Below are 19,644 nucleotides of genomic sequence, written 5' to 3'. Positions count from 1 at the left end.
AAGTCTAGGAATCCCGTCAAAAAGGAAACCCAGACTTCATACTTATTCTGTCGTTTGCAAAAGAATCGCCAATGTATCCATTAATTCTTCTTTTCTGACTTCGATGCTGGCATCGCTGGCAGATATTTTTAGTTCCACGATCCCTTCAACTGCTTTTTTCCCGATTAGAATAACAATTGGACAACCAATTAAAGAGGCTTCTCGCACTTTTTCGACCATCGATAGCTCACGGTCATCTAGTAAGACTTGATATTCTTGATTAACTAGCACTGCCTCTACTTCCTCGACTAATTGGCTTTGATAAGCATCGGCTAAGTCTTCTGGAATGAGATGAACATCAAACGGCGAGACTTCCATCGGCCACAAAATACCCGACTCATGACTATGTTGATGGGCAATCATTAAGAATAAACGACTCAAATCTAACTGATAATGACCGATACTCAAATGCTTGCCATCGATTGAATCACTCACTTCAGACAAATTTTTTTGATGCATTTCCCCAATTTTAATCCCTTTTTGAAAGACTAGGGTTCCCGTTTCATCTGGAGCCAAATCGCCTTCTTTTACGTAGAGGAAATCGGTATATTGTGCTGTAGGAAATTCACGTAATGGATTGACATTCTTATAATACATCCCTTTAACAGGCGAGTGTAACTTAACATTCGTGAGGTTCTCAACTTCAGTGTCTCCCAAAAACATCACGTGTTCTGGTAATTTTTGAAAATCGAAGGCCTCCAGTGCTTGCCCAAAATATTTTTCAGTTTCAGACTTTTTAACCTCTACGACTTTACCACCTAGAAAATGGCGCAACTTCGTTAAATTGATTTCATCATTTGATTGATAAAAGACCATGATTGGCTGTTTTCCCATTCGTAGTAAGCGATACGTTAACCAATCGCCCGACTCTTGATCAATGTCTTCCGATAATTTTTCGTGAACAAGTGGTAAATAAGTCGCATGTGATTTTTTAGCTGTCACAAAACGTGTCGCAACATCTAATTTTGCACGATACTCGCCAACAGTTGATGTTACAAAAACCGTGTCACCTAACGGGCTTAACGCGATTAACTCTTTTGTTTGCTTTTCCTCGATACTTTCACTAAAGGCAATCACATTTTGAAATGCCAGTTCACAACGCATTAATATTCGTTCAAACATCTTTTCAAAACGATAATAATTTTCTTGTAGACTCATTTGTGATTCATGAAAAGAAAAAACGTCTAGGAAAGTTGATTCTAAATTCGGTAAGAAAGCCGTTTTATTGGTTGTTTTCACATCTAGTACTGTTTGAATTTGATATAAATGAATCGGAATTTCAATGGATGAAGCCATTTGCTCTTTTAATAAAAAATTGGTTAAATACTCTTCACCTAGAAGAGAAGACTGTACGGGCAACTGAAATTCAACCGCTGATAATTGTTCTAATTCTTCGTTAACAATCGATTTGATATTATCAATCACTCGCATCGCTAACGGTAGGAAAACATATTGTTGCTCTTGAAAAGCACCTAAAAATCCGGCATTCACAAGCAACGACTGGCTAGGATCCTCCCCTTTGGTTCCTAGCTGTACATGGGTATCTGGAATTAACAGACTTGACTGTTTCATTTTTTTCTCCTTTACCAACGAACACTTCTAGAAAAAGAAGCGTTGAATATCATTCCAAGTAACAATGATCATCAATAACATCAACAAACCAAAGCCAACAATGGTAATAAGTCCTTCTTTTTCTTGACTCAACGGCTTACCACGCACACCTTCAAATGCATTTAAAAGGAGTTTTCCGCCGTCTAAACCTGGAATTGGTAATAGATTAAAAATCCCTAAGTTCATTGAAATCATAGCCATTAAATAAATGACTGTCGTAACGCCTTGACTTGCAGCTTGGGAAGACATCTGCCAAATAGCAACTGGTCCACCTAATTGATCGACATCAAAATTAAACACAATCCCACGTAACGCATCAATAATTTGCGTGAAACTTGCGATACTTTCGATGAATGCCCCTTTAAGTTTGTCGAAAAAGCCCGTTTTCATCGGCGCTTGTACACCTAATTGGCCAAATTTCTCTCCTTGAGATTCAACGGCATCAGTCTTAACAACAAGACTTTGTTTGTCCTTCTCACGTAAAAAATCAAGCGTTAATTCTTGATCCGGTTTTTCTTGAATCAATTTTTGCATTTCTGGCCAATTATTGACCGTTATCCCATCAATTGCGGTAATTTGATCGCCTGCTTTTAATCCTGCAACGGCAGCTGGGCCGTCTGGTGCGACGCCACTAATCACGGTTGAATTCAAATCAACCACACCGCCTCGAGCAAATACTAGAACGCCAAATAGGACAAACGCTAAAATAAAGTTATTTAGCGGACCGGCAAAATTCGTTAACGCTCTTTGCCAAAGTTTTGCGGATTGAAATTGAACATCCCTTGGTGCAATGCGAACTTCTGTCCCATCTTCTTCAATAATAAAGGCATCATGGTCGACAGCATAAGTAATCGTTTGACTTTCATCCCCATTTATAAAACCACTAATCGTTAAGGCATCGACTAAATCGTAACGAACAATTTCCATCGGTATGGCGTTAACGAGTTGGACTTTTTTACTCGTATTGATTTTTGTGACGACACCTTGCTCATTCAATAGTAGACTAATCGGTGTCCCGGGTTTCATCTCTTCATCGTCTTCGTAACCGGCCATTCGAACATAGCCGCCCATTGGCAACATCCGAATGGTGTAAGCTGTCCCATCTTTTCCTTGGTGACTGAACAGTTTCGGACCCATTCCAATCGCAAACTCTCTTACTAAAATACCTGCACGTTTGGCGAAATAAAAATGTCCCAGTTCATGAACGACAACAACGACCGAGAAGACAATTAAAAACGTTAAGATCGTCTTCATATATTTTCCTCACTTTCACTAATAACATCTGATTTTATATCTTTTTATATGTCACTACCCTCATTATTTTATCATAACTGACAAATATCACAATTAATCTAGGCCTTTGTAACGAGAACGTAACGTTCAAAGAATTTAACAAATCTTTTTAGGACAACATAAGCTGTTAAATCAACCTTCTTACATTTTTAGCCTTTCATTCAATGCCGATAGATACACAGACACATACGGACCTTTGCACAGCCCTCATTTAAAGGTAGTCCTACAAATTCCTAATAATCGTCTACAACAAATAATAGCTGTCAGAAATGTTTATATTTCTAACAGCTATTATTTTTAAAAAATACCGAATAAATGCATCACAGGAAAGACAAACAATAGACTGTCAAAACGATCTAAAATTCCACCATGTCCTGGTAAAATGATGCCTGAATCTTTTACGCCGTAATGACGCTTAAACGCGGATTCTACTAAATCCCCAAATTGTCCAACAACTGAAAAGACTGCCGTCATTGCTAATAATGGGAGCGTCTCATAACCAAAATACTCTTTGGCAGGAAAAGCAATTAAATAGATAATCGCTACAACAATCGCACTTAAAATCCCACCTAGTGCTCCTTCAATCGTTTTATTGGGTGAAATTTCTGGCCACAATTTATTTTTCCCATACTCACGACCAACCATATAGGCCCCAATATCGGTTGCCCAAACAATAAATAACCCAAAACATAAGACGACTAAACTCTCTGCTCGCGCGTTGGCAAATGCCCCAAACCCCATCCCAACATAGAGACTTGTAATAACTGGGAATGCTGCTTCGTCAATTGTATACATATTTTTTGAAACAACCGAAATTCCTAAAAATAATAGAACGATAAAATAAAAAAGTGCAAACTTATCGGTTCCTTCCGGTAAAAAAGTAAACCATGGGTCTCTTGGTAGTGCTAATATAACTGCTCCAATAATCGCTAAGACCCCTTCAAAACTTAAAACGGTCAAACCTTTCATTCGGAACAATTCATAAACCCCAACCCCTGCTAATGCTGCAGCTAATAAGGCGACTGAAATACCTTTAAAATCAAAATAAATGATCGGTAAAAACAAAGCCAATGCTGCAACTGCTGTGATAACACGTTGTCTCATTCTTTATTCTCCTTTTGATTAATGCCGCCAAAACGGCGATCTCGATGTTGAAAACTAGCAATTGCCGCTTCTAATGCTTGCTCATCAAAATCAGGCCATAGCGCTTTTGTAAAAAACAATTCACTATAGGCTAATTGCCAAAGCAAGAAATTGCTGATACGTTCTTCCCCACTTGTTCGAATTAACAATTCTGGGTCACGCAATTCTTTCGGTAAAAAGCCTGTCATCAAATGCTTTTCGAACATTGATTCCTCTAATGCATCAATGGACAAGTTTTCTTGTTCCATTTCTTCATATAAGCCTTTGATTGCCGATAAGATTTCTGCACGACTTCCGTAATTTAAAGCAAAATTCAAAATCAATCCCGTATTGTCACGTGTTTGATCAATGGCATTTTCAACTGCTTTTTGTGTATGTTCGGGTAAGAATTCTTTATACCCCATCACTTCAACACGGACATTTTCTTTCATTAATTCTGGAACAAATGTATCAAAAAAATCGACTGGTAATTGCATTAAAAAGTCGACTTCAGCCGACGGTCGCTTCCAATTTTCAGTAGAAAACGCATATAACGTCAATACTTTAACACCTAATTTTGATGCATGTTTCGTTATTTTTTTGACTGTTTCCATTCCTTCTTTGTGTCCTGCAACGCGTGGTAAGCGACGATTTTGCGCCCAGCGTCCATTACCGTCCATAATAATTGCTACATGCTGAGGAATTGGTCGTTCCTTAGAAAACGTAAAATCACTCGTCTCTGGAACGTATTTATTTTTTTGCGGCAAAAAACGCAGCATCAGTTTCCCTCCTCTTTTTCTCTTCTCAAAAGTTATCTAGAATATTATAACAATAATAGCCTTGATTTCCTATGGAAAAGAAGACTTTTAACAGTTAATTTAGATTTCTAAGGATAAACCTCGTTAAAATGATATAATTATTATTTTTTGATTCCCTGATATGTTGTAATAATCTTTTTTACTCTCAAAACACCTTTAACCAAAAAAATATTAACCAAGAATTTTTCTCAAGTATTCTTAACAATAGTTGCTATTGTTTGTTTTTAACGACATATTTCATTGATAACCTCATCGTAATTTAAAATTATCAACATCATAAAATAAATGAAATACATGAAATACATACAAATTTATACTAAGTACGTATGAAATCACAAAATATATTAATGACCTTTCTAAAGATAAATCGTTGACTTCTATGTCGATAAACAAAGCTATATATATATTAATCATTGTATTGAACCAACGATTTAAACTATCGTAATTTTGAAGCAATTAATCAAAATATTAAGGCATTATCTTTCAAATTATACATATAAAAAGACTCTAAACTCCATTTAATTGGGATTTAGAGTCTCTTTTATTTAAATTTCTAATAATTCTTTTTCTTTTTCAGCTGCAATTTCGTCTAATTTCTTAACGAATTCATCTGTTAATGCTTGAATTTCTTTTTCAGAAACTTTCAATTCATCTTCACTAATTTCGCTGGCTTTTTCTTGCTTCTTGAAAGCATCAATTGCATCGCGACGAGCGCTGCGTACACCAACTTTTGAATTTTCAGCTAATTTTTTCACTTCTTTAGCTAACTCTTTACGACGTTCTTCTGTTAATTGAGGAATAACTAAACGAATCACTGAACCGTCATTTGATGGAGTAATTCCGATATCTGAAGATTGTAATGCTTTTTCAACGTCACCAATGATTGATTTATCAAATGGTGTAATCATTAACACACGTGCCTCTGGAATAGTGATTGATGCCATTTGGTTCAATGGTGTTGGTGCCCCATAATAAATAATTGAAATACGATCTAATAGACTTGCGTTTGCACGTCCAGCACGGATTTGTCCTAATTCACGTTGTAAACCATCTGCTGCTTTTTGCATTTTTTCTCTTGCATCTGTATAGATTTGACCTGCCATGTTTATTTCCCCCTTACGGTTGTTCCGATGTTTTCACCTAAAATTGCTCGTTGAATGTTACCAGGTTCATTTAGATTAAAGACAACTAATGGAATATCATTGTCCATACTTAAAGAACTTGCGGTTGAATCCATTACTTGCAAACCTTTAGAAATAACGTCTAAATGAGTTAGCTCCTCAAATTTAATAGCATTTGCATCTAATTTTGGATCAGCAGAGTAAACGCCATCCACATTGTTTTTCGCCATTAAAATGACATCTGCATTGATTTCTGCCGCACGTAAAGCTGCTGTTGTGTCTGTTGAGAAGTAAGGATTTCCTGTACCACCTGCAAAGATGACAACACGACCTTTTTCAAGGTGACGTTCTGCACGACGACGAATGTAAGGTTCTGCAATTTGACGCATTTCGATTGACGTTTGTACACGAGTCGGTACACCCGCATTTTCTAATGTGTCTTGTAATGCTAGAGCGTTCATGACTGTTGCTAACATGCCCATATAGTCTGCTTGCGCACGTTCCATACCCATTTGCGCACCAATTTGGCCACGCCAGATATTTCCGCCACCGACAACAATTGCTAATTCCACACCTAAATCGTGAACTGCTTTTAATTCAGTCACAAATTCTTGAATCGTTGGTGGGTTAATACCAAAGCCTTCGTTTCCAGCTAGTGCTTCACCGCTTAATTTTAAAATAACGCGTTGATATTTTGGTTTTGTCATGATGATTCCTCCGTAAATTCTCTATTTCTATTGTAGCATAATCCCCTATTTTTAGCAGTTGATTTCTATTTTTTTCCTAAAAAAAGGGAGCGCATAGACATGCGTTCCCTTCTATTTCTATTTGAAATAGAATTATTTTTTGATTTGGCTCATTACTTCTTCTGCGAAGTTTTCTTCACGTTTTTCGATACCTTCGCCGACTTCAAAACGAACAAATGATTTCACTGTTGCGCCTTTAGTTGCAACATATTTAGCCACTGTCATATCTGGATCTTTAACGAATGGTTGATCTACTAATGAGATTTCTGCTTTGAATTTGTTTAAACGGCCAATAACCATTTTATCAACAATGTTTGCAGGTTTGCCTTCATTTAATGCTTGTTCAACTAAAACAGCTTTTTCACGCTCTAACTCTTCAGCTGGAATTTGAGATTCATCAACGTAACGAGGATTGATGGCTGCTACGTGCATTGCAACGTCTTTCGCAACTGTTTCGTCTGTTGTCCCCTCAACTAGTGCTAATACCGCAATACGTCCACCCATGTGTAAGTATCCGCCGAATGCAGCGTTATCTTCTTTTTCAACAATTTCGAAACGACGGAAGCTAATTTTTTCACCAATTACTTGGTTTGCTTCGATTAATGTTTCAGCAACTGTTCCTTTTGAAGCAGCCATTTCCATTGCAGCGTCCATGTCAGCTGGTTTGTTTGTTGCTACCAATGTCGCTAATTCTTGAACTAGCCCTTGGAACATTTCGTTTTTCGCTACGAAGTCTGTTTCTGAGTTTACTTCAACGATTGCTGCAGTGTTACCTACAACTGCAACTGCCGCTAAACCTTCAGCAGCAATACGGTCATTTTTCTTAGCCGCTTTTGCCATTCCTTTTTCACGTAAGAAGTCTACTGCTTTTTCCATGTCGCCTTCTACTTCGACTAATGCTCTTTTCGCATCCATCATACCTACGCCTGTCATATCGCGTAATTCTTTAACTAATTTAGCTGAAATTTGAACCATGTTCCTATTCCTCCTGAATGATTATCATTTCTTTATTTTTAAAAAAAGCTGTTCCAAAGAGTGTTAAGGCTTCGCGCCTAGCCCTTGAAACAGCTCGTTCGTTACGACTTATTTAGCTTAAGCGTTGTTTCCTTCAACAACATCAACAATCTCTTCGATTGAAGTTGCTGTTTCAACAGTTGCTTCAGTTACAAAATCTTCAGCTGCCACTTCGTCTTGACCTTGGTTAGCTTCGATAAATGCATCAGCCATTTTTGCAGTGATTAATTTAACTGCGCGGATTGCATCGTCGTTTGATGGGATAACTACATCGATCTCATCTGGATCACAGTTTGTATCAACCATAGCAACGATTGGAATATTTAATTTATGCGCTTCTTGAATTGCAATACGCTCTTTACGAGGATCTACTACGTACATTACGTCTGGAATTCTTGGCATGTCAGCGATTCCGCCTAAGAATTTCTCTAAGCGCTCACGCTCTTTGTTTAAACCTGAAACTTCTTTTTTAGGAAGTAAGTCGAATGTACCGTCTTCTTCCATTTTGTTAATGTTTTTTAGGCGAGTGATACGTTTTTGGATTGTTTCCCAGTTTGTTAACGTTCCACCTAACCAACGGTGATTTACATAGTATTGACCTGAACGAATTGCTTCGTCTTTGATCGCTTCTTGTGCTTGTTTTTTCGTACCAACGAATAAAGCGATTCCGCCTTCGTCTGCTACGTTCTTCATGTACTCGTAAGCTGCATCTACTAACTTAACTGTTTTTTGTAAGTCGATAATGTAGATACCGTTTCTTTCTGTGAAGATGTATTTCTTCATTTTTGGGTTCCAGCGACGAGTTTGGTGACCAAAGTGTACACCAGCTTCTAGAAGCTGTTTCATTGAGATTACTGCCATTTTGTGTTTCCTCCAATTGGTTTTTATTTTTCCTCTTAGCTGTTTCAACTCTCAATAGAACTGAAAAATTCAGCACCACTATTGAAATCACAGATAATGTGGATTCTGGTTACGTATTAGCGCAACCTAAAGTATTATACAATAAGAAATGATGGATTGCAAATTAAAATAATTTAAGCAATTACACCGAACCTTATGCTCCAAATATTATACTTAAAAACCATCTATAATACAAGTATTTTAAGGATATTACCGCCATTTTCACTCGTTTTCTGATATATTAACGGTAATTGCTATGATTTTTATACTAAATAATAAGTTGCCGATATTAAATTTAAAATAACAAAAAAACAGAAATCTATTTCCTGGTTTCTCTATAGCAAATTGACTAATATTTTAAATCAAGTTTAGCACGTTGAGTATTGCGATCAGATTGCAGAAAATCGAGCCAGTGCGTGACAGAGAACATATTTTGATTTGACGATATCAGAGATTATAGAATCTTCAATTTTAAAGGTCCAGTACCTATACTTTTGAATTAACTAGCACGTATTTAATACATAAATTATCTTGTCACTAAATTAAATTTATAGGAATTTTTTGAAATTCATATATTCAGAATAAACACCAACTGTATTCAAAAACGTTGTAATAATTTCTTCTTTTTTCGAAGGGTTATTCTTCACGTCAATAAAAATTCCGAGTAATTGAACTGTCGAAATTAGACAATGTTCTCTTTTTGTAGAATATTCAATCATTTGATTGGGAAAAACAGCTTCATTTCTAGATGATAAATCTTTCTTTCTAAAACCATTGACAATCAATATAGCTTTAGGAATTATCCCTTCTTTTTCAACAAACTCCGATACCCATTTTTCTAATTGAGCACCATGTTTTTCAGCAGAGCTTCCATTGACTCCTTTAATTTCAGTTACAATTTTTAAGTCATTATATTCAAAAATCCCATCTGCTCGATTATGCTCAATTGGCATACTTTTAAAGCCTAATTCTGAAAAAATCTCATATATAATCGTTTCTAACTCCTTGCCAGATGTAGTGAATGCAAGTTTATATTTTTGAATACTACTTAATTTATCTTCTGCTTTTTCTTTTTCAATTTTTAATTTTTCTATTTCTTTGTTCAGTTCTTCAATTTTTTCTTTTTCATTTTTTTCGGTTAAAATATTATATTTATCAGCCCATTCTGGAAGAGAGTAATCATCCAGACTTACTTTTATTTCCTCCTCTAAATCATCTATGGTATGCAAAAAATTATTTATTACTTTTCGATATTCTTTTTCACTCGAATAGTATTCTTCATCAAATATAGATGGGAAAACTACAAGGCGTCCATCATTTATTGGAAATACTTTAGAAATATTTTTTTCTGTATTCGCAATGTAAGCAACAGGGATCCCTTTATCCTCAGAGCTAAAATAGGCATTATAATAGTATTCCATACCTTTGACTTCAAACAAAATTCTATATGGAGAGTCAGTTGAATGCGCCCATTTGCTACCAAAACCTGTTGTCACATTTAATTTTATAGGTAAAATATCTAAAACGTTAACCTCATTTACAAGATGGGTCTTTTGTCGATTTTTACCTGTACCTGAGTATTCATTTTTTCCTGAATAAATATAGAAGCTAGACTCGACTGGGAGCATTATGTATAGTGTTTTTCCAAGAGCTAGTAAATATTTAATTTCTTCTTTTCTTCTTTTAAAATCAGATAAAAATTTAAAGGAATCATCGTTTGATAAACGTTTCTTACCAGAATATAATCGTTCTCTCCCATTATAATCCTTATCATAATCATATTCTGAGGAGATACCTGTCAAATCAATAATTACTATATCATAATCCAACAAAGAATTATAAGAATCAAATGATATTAAATCAATATTCTTAAAATTCATATGAGAAAAATTTAGTGACACCCCAGCAATTTTGTTCTTCATATTAACTTCCCCTTAAACTGACTTTTATTACGATTTTTTTTTATATTATGCCATACAATACATCTCATCTTCTCATCTCTCGCTAAACTTCTAAAGACCTTATCTCACTAGGAATAAAGTATCTAGTATTTTTCGTGTAAAAATTACTTCGAGTGATGGATTCTTTATCAGGTAACTGTATCTCTTGACCATGAGGATCATCTTTTGTGTAAATATATTTATTATTAAATGCGCACAGAACAAAATGAATATCAGATTTAATCAACAATTTCATGATTTTTTATCAAATATAGGCAACTGATGTATTAGACTATACCCCTTCATAGATATTTTCTATAAAATCAGAATTTTATTTAAACAAAATATAGATGACATTCGTCCCCTTCTCTAAACAATTTATCAGAACATTTACTAAAAGCATTTTTTTCTTTTGTTATAATGTTTTTTAGTTTCTCATCTTTTAAAAGCTCTTTATAATATGCTAGATATTGATTCCTAATAACAAAAATAACAAAACCAAATGGAGTTAGTAAATACTTTGTTGGTAATCTTATTTCATTGTCATGTCCTATATGTATGTGAGAACCTGTATGTAACATTTCTTTATAGTGTTTCTCATTTTCATCATAATCAAATCTCATCGGATTTACAGATGGTTTTATAGAAGCTTCTGACATGTATTGTTCATACTCTTGCACAAATAAATCACCTACATCTTCAATTGAAGAATCTAATTCTTTCATTAAAAATTCTTCATACGTTTCATATTTAAAAGGGTTTTCATAATAAGCGTATCTTATGATTTTATTATCCCTGTCATCATAAGTAAACTGAAAAAAAGAATCATCCTTTAAAAGAATATCGTAGTCACTATTCTCCATTGCTGTCATATAAGTAGTAATATAATCATTTTTTTGAAAAACTTGTACAAATTCAGCAGAAAATTTAGAAAACTCAAAAGAAATATTTCGAGAATAATTTTCCTTCTTTAATAAATTTATTTTTTTCATAAAAGAAACAATTTCATTGTATGAAGTAGCTATCTTACTTATTTTCATTTTTTTTCATATCTTCTCTTATATTGCTCTGGGGTAACACCCCTGCTCAGCATTTCTTCCATAATCTTTTCTAGTTGTATATCCACACTCTTTTTATCTACCCTATCTCTTTTAATCACTTTAGCATCTTCATATTCAAAAATTAGCTTCAATTCATTATCCTTTACCATATTTATTTCTTTAAACAATTGACTATTTTTAATATCAATTCCACTTATTCTTAACCATCCTTTTGAACGTGTAAAAGCAGTAAAAACTCTGTTTCTCATCCTAATATCATCTATAGCATTTTCAAACACATCGCATCCAACAATAAAAACTAACCCCGCCTCATTACCTTTTGCCTTATAGACAGTTGAAAGTGTTACAGCATCTTCACGTGTAAATCCTTTACTGTAAAAAGTATCAGATAAATTAAAAGAAAATATATTTTTTTTAGCTAGAGACTTTTCAATTTCGTTTAAATAAAGCTTAGCATTTCTATCATCTAAAGAAATAACCACAATATCTTCTGGTCTTAATTTTTCTTCGTTTATCTCTCTATAAATTTCATTTACTACCCAATCAATTTCAGAATGAAAGTCTTCAGCACTATGTAGATTTATTAACTGCTCAAAACTCTGTTTACTTGATATAGTTAATGGACTGTTTTCCTGTGGTCTACTAATTACCATACTATCTCCAATTTTACTATCTCCACATTCTACTTTATAACCTAAATCTTGCCAATGTTGATTGTTCTCAAACATTTGAATCAATTGATTATTATAAATTCCAAATCCTAACGCATGTGCAGTTATTAATATTTCTCGAGCATTTCGATATGATTTAGGTAGAACTACATCATTATTCATTTCTGGATGATTTTCTCTTAAGATTCTTAAATCAATTCCCTCGGCGCCATACTCATTACTAAATGTTTCCATAGTATTTTGAATTTCAACATCAAAAATATTTTGTAAATTATCATATCCCCAAACTAAATTATCATTTTGAGTAAGTTCTCGGCATACTTGGTAAAAAGAAGGCCTAAAATCTTGTGCTTCATCAATTAAAACATAATCATATTTCGATTTCAGTTTTCCTTTTGTTCGGTTTAATAAATCTTGACATATATAGTCGAACACATCGTTTCCATTGGCTTTTCTGCTTGCTTCTGTAAAGTTTAAGGGTTGAAGACTATTATCTTGACATGCTTCATAATAAACACCTGCTAAATTTTTCCCTCCCCAAGAATGACGAATTAATATAGATTCTTTAAAATCAGGCAATGAACCATCACCCATTAATTTATAAAATCTTGTTATCAACAACTCTATATAATCATATAAACTTTTAGTCATAAAAGTGTACATGATTTTTTTTTCAGGATATCTCAAATGTAACGCTGCTGCTTTCATGCATAAAATCACAGTTTTTCCAGAACCTGCCAACCCTCTAATTCTTTGAGGTCCGTTTAAATCTGATAAAGAAGCATATTTTTGCTCATTATCAAAGATTGCAATCTCTTTTTCTAACTGATTTAACATTCCTCCTTTGGTATTCTCTTCATCTTGTGAAATACTTCTTTGCTTAGGCTTAAACATTCCGCCGGAATAATCAATTACTGAAAAAATAGCTTCTAATTGTTCATCAGACATTGGTGCAGCACTCTCAGTAAAAATATTATTAAGGCTTAAATCATCTTGTATTATGCTTTCATCTTTAAAATCTTTATGTAATTGTGGAGCATAAAGATACGATTCCAGATTAAATATTACATCTCTTCCTCTTCTATTTTTAATGCATGTACCTCCATTTTTCAGGAAGTTTGCAAATAAAATTTCTTCTTTCCTAAATATCTTATCCAGAGTATTGGTTATTTCGTTATCTCTTTCATTATTAGTTTCGGTGATATCAAAAAGATAGACTCCCATATACTTACTTACAATCAAAATTTTGGGAAATTCGATATTCTCCTCAAAACTCCCATTCAACATATAATCATAATAAATAGTTACTTCATCTTCCTCATTCCCACTTAAAATGTTACTTATTTTTTCTATTAATTGTTGTGCTAATCTATCCTCATAATACTTTTCTGATAAAATATTTTTATGGTTAATCATTCAAACATTTCTCCTTTTATATTCCTAATACTTGAATATCATATTTCTCTTTATTTCTTCTTTCTTTTATCTTATAAATACAATTCCTATGAGATCCTAGTTATAGGAACATCATTCTAATTGAACGAATAAAAGACAACTTACTTATTTTTTTTTACAATTTCTTTTAATTCATCGACACTCATCATATTATTTCTCTTTCTATGTATCATTCTATGACAATTGGGACATAGAGGAATCAAGTCATATTTGGGGTTAATTACTGTTTCTCGACCAATCTCAGACAGTGGTTTTATATGATGTACTTCAATAAACTCTTTTCCTATCTCACCATACATACTTTCAAAATTAAAATTACAAGCCTTACATTCAAAACCATGTATCTTTAATGCTTCTTTCCTAAGTCTAGGATTTCGTTCATATTTATATCCAAAAATTAATTTTTTCTTTCCTTCTTTATCAATATAAACGCTTTGTAATTCATCAATAATTTCTTCTTTTTCTAAAGCATAATATTTAGTATCTTTTATAGGCAAATCAGTTGCAACACCGATATCAGTTAAAAACATAAAATCTTCTTTTTTTATTTCCGTCATACCATACTGATTAAAAAAATGCTCCCAATTATTTTTGGTTCTTTCTTTAAATTTCCATTTATACTGTAGCAAATCGTTATTGGATGCTAAAATTAGCTTGTCAAACTTTACAAATTCTCTTATATAAGAAACTACTGGTTTATTTTTTTCATCATTTATTAAATCGACTGCGCCAAATACCCCCGCACCAAAGAAGTAAAACTCTCTAAATTCTGAATCTTTCATTGGTCTTCTATAAATAAACAAATCACCTTCACTAACTTTTCCAAATCTTGATAACTCCCAAGCATATCTTACAAAATCTTTATCATCAAAAATACTTTCAATATCTTTACCTCCATGAGTATCAATAATAAAAAATTTTGTTTTATCATTCATTATATATCCTTTAAACATTTTCTCGTTTCTCCTTATTTGTTAAGTTTTCTTTAATCCTATAAATCGTATTCCTCGCAACATCTAACTCTTTTGCTATCTGCGTTATAGGAACATCTTTCCCCAACATCTCGACTATCTTTTCATAGGTCACACGCTTCTGTTTATCAGCCGAATCAGCACTATAGGCAAAAGGACGACCTTTATATTTACCTTTTTCTTTCGCTAACTCAATACCCTGTCTTTGCCTTTCACGTATCTGTTTACGCTCATTTTCAGCCGTATACTTAAATAATTCAATGATTAGATTATTTAGTAACCTTCTCAAGTTATCGTCTTGTATACCGTTCAGAGATGGCAAATTAAGGATTTCAAGTGTCGCTCCTTTGTCTTGTATCTGATTCATGATACTAGTAATTTCTTTATTATTTCGTCCTAATCTGTCTAATTCCGACACAACTATTATATCATCTTCTCTAATATAGTTAAGCATCTCTTTTAATTGTGGACGATTATTATCTTTACCACTTAATTTATCTGAAAAAATCTTTTTAACCTCTGAACGTTCTAATAACTCAAATTGTCTTTCTAAGTTTTGTTCTCTTGAAGAAACTCTCGCATACCCAATTTTTGTCATGGTAAACCTCCTATTATGATTTATATATAATGAACATGTATATTGAACACTTTGAAATCATTATATATCAACAACTACTTATTGTATAGTTTAGGTGTACTCAAAAAGAACAATTCCAAATAAATAAATACCTATGAACTCAATTAAAAATTAGTTTCATAGGATTCTTTAATTCATATTCAATTGTATGGATATTTTAAGTGACTTTATTTTGTAATTTATGCTTAGCAATCAATCTATCACGATACTCTCTGACTGTAATTAAAAGTCCTTGTACATTTTTTCTTTCGTCACTGGATAGTACAGCTTCCATTTTATAAGATAGTTTTATTAAATCAACTAGTTCTTTCTTTAGTTTTCTTTGGTTAGCAATACCATACATACTACCACCAACTAACACAACTGGGAATGCTACTAATGATGCAACACTCACTATGCCTCCAACAGCACCTCCCAATCCAAATGTTGCCAATGTAGTCATGATACTTGCTCCACTCATACCTGAAAAAATTGTAAAAACTGCCCCTACTCCTAAAGCAGATGTGCCTATTGCTCCAATAATTCCAGATAATTCAGGTGGAAATCCTTGAGAGAAGTTTAATTCTTTAGTATTTTCTGCTAGAAAAGAAGACTCGAAAACCAATAACTTAAATTCATCATTTTCTCTTTTTATATACATCTTTTCCTCCTTAAAAACATCTTATTTCATTTTATCTTAAAAAGTTATTTTTTCATAATTTTTCCGCTAAATGTAACATAATATCTTATTATTATTACTATACTCTTTATGAGAGTCTTACTCGAATTAAAGACATAGTACAAATTCATCAAACAATTGCTAAAGATACCGATATACAATGTGTAATGAGCCAATTTCACATTTCCAAATAATTCTGAATAATTCAATTTCGATTATTTAAAATTTAAAATAATTGTTCTAGTTTTTGTAATGAATTTTTCACTTCATTACGACTGTTCTTAATCTTATCATTGTCACAGTTTTCCTAAATATAATATTTTATGCCCAGTCATTAATTTTTCCGCTAAACGTAACATAATATCTTATTATTATTAATCATAAGTCGTAGAATCTTTTGCGAGCTACTACAACTTATGACTAATAAGTTACTAAACCTAATTTATTTTAATGTCGCTTATGATTAAAGATATTATTTTTCAGTTTATAATTTATATAATTTCGCCAATCCCAAATCATAGAATTGACTTTTTGTCAAAATTTCTTTTGCTTCATCGATTGTAAACAATGCAACAATGTAATCTTTAAAATCGTATTTTTCTAAGCTATTCAAATCCAGTACAATAAATTCATCGCCATCCTCTTGAGATATATTAACTTTGTATCTATTTGCTTTCTTTTTATACGTTCCTTCTGTTTGTTCATTTCGACTAACAACTTCTAAAAATCCTATTTCTTCTAAATACAGCAAGTATTGGAGTAATCTTCCTCTACTTCCAGTATTTCCCATTTTTGTCATTGTACTATATGGCATATAAAATATCCCATTTTGACTAGCATATCTTTTGGATTGAATTAGTGTACTTAATGCTAGTTTTTTCAAGTGTAAGCTTTTTCCATTTGTATTAATATTTAATACCTCTTTTAACTCATCTTTATAAATTTTTATTTCTTTTGATGTTTGACCCCATATATAATTTTTATCATAAGTGTTTTTTACAATTCTCGCTAACTCGCTTAGAGCAAATTCTTGTGTTGTTGATTTATCTATCATCTCTCTATGATGTTTAAAGGTATTCTCTAATACATCTGTCATAATTCCTATTGTCCCAGCAATGTCGTGTCCTTGTTCTTTTAAAAATATGGATGCCTTGAAGCAAAAATTATGTCTACTGTTAGGATACAACAAATGTTTATTTTTCAAAACTAATAAAATAGCTTTTGTTTCACTTTCAATATCGATTTTATAGTTAATGTTATTAATAATCTTCTTAGATTCAATTTTTTCATCATCATTCAAAAATTGAACTTGATTTATCTTTTTAGAGTCTGGTAATACCTCAATTTCGAAATAATATTTACTCATTGGTTCAATTGATAAAAAGTAATTTTCAGAATCTGTTTTTTTTCTCAATGTTTGGTTGTCTACAAAATGACAATATTTGTTAGTTTGCTTATGAATAGATAGAGGTAACTTCAATCCTACTGTATGTAAAGGTCTAAGTTCAATTTCAACCTTCTCTGACAATTTACCTAAGTTATTAAGAACATCAAAATAAAAATGTTCCATTTTATTTGATTCAATAAACTCATCAAGAAAAATTTCTACATGGTACCCTTTTTTCCCACTAAAACTTACATGTATATCGTCTAAAGAAATATTGTAATCATGATTCAACAATACAACCAAGGCTTTAGTTGTATGTTTTGATAATTTCAATTCAGGAGAATCAACATCAAAACAGATAAATTTACTAAAAATTTGCCCAGCAAAAATTCCAATCGTTTCTTTTTGTCTAATATGAGCCAAAATTTGATTATCGTGCAGAGCCCATGTTGGTCTATGGTATTTAGCTTTTGCCATTCCTTTGTTATAGTACATTTTTATATAATTTTTTCGAAAACCTATATATAGATTTTTTATTTGTTCAAGTAATTGTTCCTCACGTTTAGTTTTAGTGATTTTCCCTTTATTTTTTTCCATTATACTCAGTTCCCCTTTTCAAAATATCTGAAAAGAGAACTACATAATGTTAAGTTTTATGTTTTATTTTCATGTTTTTTCATAGTTCTTCTTTTTTATTATTATTCATTACAAAATCTAAATATCAAACGTATTAAATTACCTTCTTCACCCTCAATACACTTCCCCCTTTCTAAACAATAAAAAACAACACAAAATAAGCGCTCGATAAAATGTTTGATGTCCTCGAGCTAAAACTTACGTTTGTGTTGCTTTAATGTTTTAGTTTAAATTTAATTTTATGTTGTGTTATTAATGACATGCATTTTAGCACATCTTTTTAGGTTATACAAGTATTATATCACCTTTTATTCAATAAATCAATTTAGGGTGATACAAGTTGGGTATTTATCTGAAATTATCTTCAAAAAATTTAGTTGATTACTTATTTCTGCGATTTCATAAATTATTAGATGATTTATGTTCGTTCTAGAAATTAGAGATATTCAAAACACCTCAAATATTACTTTGAAGTGTTAATAGGACGGTTCTTATAAAATTGATACTTATTTGTAACAAAATGACGAGTATACACGTGCTAAAACATTTAAGGCACTTTATACCGTATATACTCGCGTTTGTATTTCCTTGTATAGTTGAGAGAAGAAAGGTATAAACCATTCAGTGTGCATGGTTTATGTTTGTTCTAGAGATGAGAGATATTAAAAACACATAGAATATTATTTTAACGTATTTTTATTTTACTTATAACCTTTTTCAATTAATCTCTCTTCTATTCCATCATATATAACTATTCCATTTGTAATCCGTAGCACGTTACCTTTCATAGTACCACCATGACTACCATCATGCCCCAAGTAAAACGTTACTTCATCACCAATTTTTCCCGATAAATCTAATGATAAATTAACTAATGTATCCCTTAATTTGTACCATGAACTTGAATCTTCCCCAGCCAATATCCAAGCAAGGTCACTGGCTAATTGGTCATCACCTTCTTTAGGTGCCAATTGGTATAAAGTCAATTCTTCTATTAAGCTAACCTCTAGACTTGGAGAGAATGTATTCCTTAGAAATTCAAGATATATTTGTTTCAAATTACTTTTATCTTCCTCAGATTGAACTTTTACTTGTTCTTTTTCTATAGCCTCTTTTTCATCTGCAATCTTTTTTATTGATTCATCGCTACGTTTAACTATTATTTCTTCTCTAACCTCAGTTTCAGTACTTGTATCCACAGACACATATACAGAGTAGCTATTATCTTCATCAGAAAGAGAATATCCATCGTATTTAAAGTTACCATTTTCATCTGATGTAATAATATTATCATTTACACCATAACTAATATCTACATCTGTGTTTGGTTCAGTTTTCCCTGTAATTGAAAACATTCCATTCTCTTTAGCTTCTATTATTTCGGGAACATCCAATTTAATACTTCTCACTGTGCTTTGTACTGTGCTTTTCTGAGCTTCATTAATTTCACTTGTTTCTTTTTCGTTCATTCCACATCCACTCATTATCGTAATTATCAATAATAATGGGATACTGCTCCAAATTTTTTTCATTATGTACACTCCCAAATTTAAGATATAAAAGA

The 19,644-nt window shown here is 32.5% G+C and carries 16 protein-coding genes; all 16 read right to left on the bottom strand.

Annotation, left to right across the window (positions count from 1 at the left end):
* Positions 1-42: 42 nt before the first annotated feature.
* Positions 43-1,611 carry a His/Gly/Thr/Pro-type tRNA ligase C-terminal domain-containing protein gene (locus IEV09_RS08320; protein ID WP_188367829.1) on the bottom strand — a complete coding sequence of 523 codons (1,569 nt, stop codon included), beginning with the start codon at positions 1,609-1,611 and terminating at the stop codon, positions 43-45.
* 27 nt (positions 1,612-1,638) lie between these two features.
* Complete coding sequence (rseP, locus tag IEV09_RS08315) at positions 1,639-2,904, bottom strand: RIP metalloprotease RseP (RefSeq protein WP_188367828.1); 1,266 nt, start codon at positions 2,902-2,904, stop codon at positions 1,639-1,641.
* A 336-nt stretch (positions 2,905-3,240) separates the two neighbouring features.
* Entirely contained in the window at positions 3,241-4,047 is an 807-nt protein-coding gene (locus IEV09_RS08310; protein ID WP_188367827.1) for a phosphatidate cytidylyltransferase, read from the bottom strand.
* Positions 4,044-4,844 (bottom strand): undecaprenyl pyrophosphate synthase, encoded by an 801-nt coding sequence (gene uppS, locus IEV09_RS08305; RefSeq protein WP_188367826.1) that lies wholly within the window; start codon positions 4,842-4,844, stop codon positions 4,044-4,046. The genes IEV09_RS08310 and uppS overlap by 4 nt, the downstream gene beginning before the upstream one ends.
* Before the next feature lie 584 nt (positions 4,845-5,428).
* Entirely contained in the window at positions 5,429-5,986 is a 558-nt protein-coding gene (gene frr, locus IEV09_RS08300) for a ribosome recycling factor (RefSeq protein WP_188367825.1), read from the bottom strand.
* 2 nt (positions 5,987-5,988) lie between these two features.
* The gene (gene pyrH, locus IEV09_RS08295) at positions 5,989-6,711 is read right to left on the bottom strand and encodes a UMP kinase (protein ID WP_188367824.1); all 723 of its coding nucleotides are present in this window, start codon (positions 6,709-6,711) and stop codon (positions 5,989-5,991) included.
* A 132-nt stretch (positions 6,712-6,843) separates the two neighbouring features.
* Positions 6,844-7,725, bottom strand: coding sequence for a translation elongation factor Ts (tsf, locus tag IEV09_RS08290; RefSeq protein ID WP_188367823.1), 882 nt, complete (start codon positions 7,723-7,725; stop codon positions 6,844-6,846).
* 117 nt (positions 7,726-7,842) lie between these two features.
* Entirely contained in the window at positions 7,843-8,625 is a 783-nt protein-coding gene (rpsB, locus tag IEV09_RS08285) for a 30S ribosomal protein S2 (protein ID WP_188367822.1), read from the bottom strand.
* A 587-nt stretch (positions 8,626-9,212) separates the two neighbouring features.
* Positions 9,213-10,586, bottom strand: coding sequence for a hypothetical protein (locus IEV09_RS08280; RefSeq protein ID WP_188367821.1), 1,374 nt, complete (start codon positions 10,584-10,586; stop codon positions 9,213-9,215).
* Between the two features lie 353 nt (positions 10,587-10,939).
* Complete coding sequence (locus IEV09_RS08275) at positions 10,940-11,644, bottom strand: DUF2290 domain-containing protein (protein ID WP_188367820.1); 705 nt, start codon at positions 11,642-11,644, stop codon at positions 10,940-10,942.
* A complete protein-coding gene (locus IEV09_RS08270; protein ID WP_188367819.1) occupies positions 11,641-13,752 on the bottom strand; it encodes a DEAD/DEAH box helicase in 2,112 nt (703 codons plus the stop codon). The genes IEV09_RS08275 and IEV09_RS08270 overlap by 4 nt, the downstream gene beginning before the upstream one ends.
* A gap of 140 nt (positions 13,753-13,892) precedes the next feature.
* Complete coding sequence (locus IEV09_RS08265; RefSeq protein ID WP_188367818.1) at positions 13,893-14,744, bottom strand: HNH endonuclease; 852 nt, start codon at positions 14,742-14,744, stop codon at positions 13,893-13,895.
* The gene (locus IEV09_RS08260) at positions 14,737-15,360 is read right to left on the bottom strand and encodes a recombinase family protein (RefSeq protein WP_188367817.1); all 624 of its coding nucleotides are present in this window, start codon (positions 15,358-15,360) and stop codon (positions 14,737-14,739) included. The genes IEV09_RS08265 and IEV09_RS08260 overlap by 8 nt, the downstream gene beginning before the upstream one ends.
* A gap of 196 nt (positions 15,361-15,556) precedes the next feature.
* Positions 15,557-16,039 (bottom strand): hypothetical protein, encoded by a 483-nt coding sequence (locus IEV09_RS08255; protein WP_188367816.1) that lies wholly within the window; start codon positions 16,037-16,039, stop codon positions 15,557-15,559.
* A 502-nt stretch (positions 16,040-16,541) separates the two neighbouring features.
* Positions 16,542-18,041, bottom strand: coding sequence for a TOTE conflict system archaeo-eukaryotic primase domain-containing protein (locus IEV09_RS08250; RefSeq protein ID WP_188367815.1), 1,500 nt, complete (start codon positions 18,039-18,041; stop codon positions 16,542-16,544).
* Positions 18,042-18,781: 740 nt separating this feature from the next.
* On the bottom strand, positions 18,782-19,612 hold the full coding sequence (locus IEV09_RS08245; protein ID WP_188367814.1) for a hypothetical protein: 831 nt from the start codon (positions 19,610-19,612) through the stop codon (positions 18,782-18,784).
* Between the last annotated feature and the right edge of the window lie 32 nt (positions 19,613-19,644).

It is taken from the genome of Enterococcus alcedinis (genome assembly GCF_014635985.1).
GTDB classification, from domain to species: domain Bacteria; phylum Bacillota; class Bacilli; order Lactobacillales; family Enterococcaceae; genus Enterococcus_I; species Enterococcus_I alcedinis.
This window is presented reverse-complemented; position numbering and strand designations above follow the sequence as displayed.

Bases quoted from the DNA above. Each gene is read 5' to 3' on its own strand.
- IEV09_RS08320 (WP_188367829.1), bottom strand. From the start codon at position 1,611: ATGAAACAGTCAAGTCTGTTAATTCCAGATACCCATGTACAGCTAGGA.
- rseP (WP_188367828.1), bottom strand. From the start codon at position 2,904: ATGAAGACGATCTTAACGTTTTTAATTGTCTTCTCGGTCGTTGTTGTC.
- IEV09_RS08310 (WP_188367827.1), bottom strand. From the start codon at position 4,047: ATGAGACAACGTGTTATCACAGCAGTTGCAGCATTGGCTTTGTTTTTA.
- uppS (WP_188367826.1), bottom strand. From the start codon at position 4,844: ATGCTGCGTTTTTTGCCGCAAAAAAATAAATACGTTCCAGAGACGAGT.
- frr (WP_188367825.1), bottom strand. From the start codon at position 5,986: ATGGCAGGTCAAATCTATACAGATGCAAGAGAAAAAATGCAAAAAGCA.
- pyrH (WP_188367824.1), bottom strand. From the start codon at position 6,711: ATGACAAAACCAAAATATCAACGCGTTATTTTAAAATTAAGCGGTGAA.
- tsf (WP_188367823.1), bottom strand. From the start codon at position 7,725: ATGGTTCAAATTTCAGCTAAATTAGTTAAAGAATTACGCGATATGACA.
- rpsB (WP_188367822.1), bottom strand. From the start codon at position 8,625: ATGGCAGTAATCTCAATGAAACAGCTTCTAGAAGCTGGTGTACACTTT.
- IEV09_RS08280 (WP_188367821.1), bottom strand. From the start codon at position 10,586: ATGAAGAACAAAATTGCTGGGGTGTCACTAAATTTTTCTCATATGAAT.
- IEV09_RS08275 (WP_188367820.1), bottom strand. From the start codon at position 11,644: ATGAAAATAAGTAAGATAGCTACTTCATACAATGAAATTGTTTCTTTT.
- IEV09_RS08270 (WP_188367819.1), bottom strand. From the start codon at position 13,752: ATGATTAACCATAAAAATATTTTATCAGAAAAGTATTATGAGGATAGA.
- IEV09_RS08265 (WP_188367818.1), bottom strand. From the start codon at position 14,744: ATGTTTAAAGGATATATAATGAATGATAAAACAAAATTTTTTATTATT.
- IEV09_RS08260 (WP_188367817.1), bottom strand. From the start codon at position 15,360: ATGACAAAAATTGGGTATGCGAGAGTTTCTTCAAGAGAACAAAACTTA.
- IEV09_RS08255 (WP_188367816.1), bottom strand. From the start codon at position 16,039: ATGTATATAAAAAGAGAAAATGATGAATTTAAGTTATTGGTTTTCGAG.
- IEV09_RS08250 (WP_188367815.1), bottom strand. From the start codon at position 18,041: ATGGAAAAAAATAAAGGGAAAATCACTAAAACTAAACGTGAGGAACAA.
- IEV09_RS08245 (WP_188367814.1), bottom strand. From the start codon at position 19,612: ATGAAAAAAATTTGGAGCAGTATCCCATTATTATTGATAATTACGATA.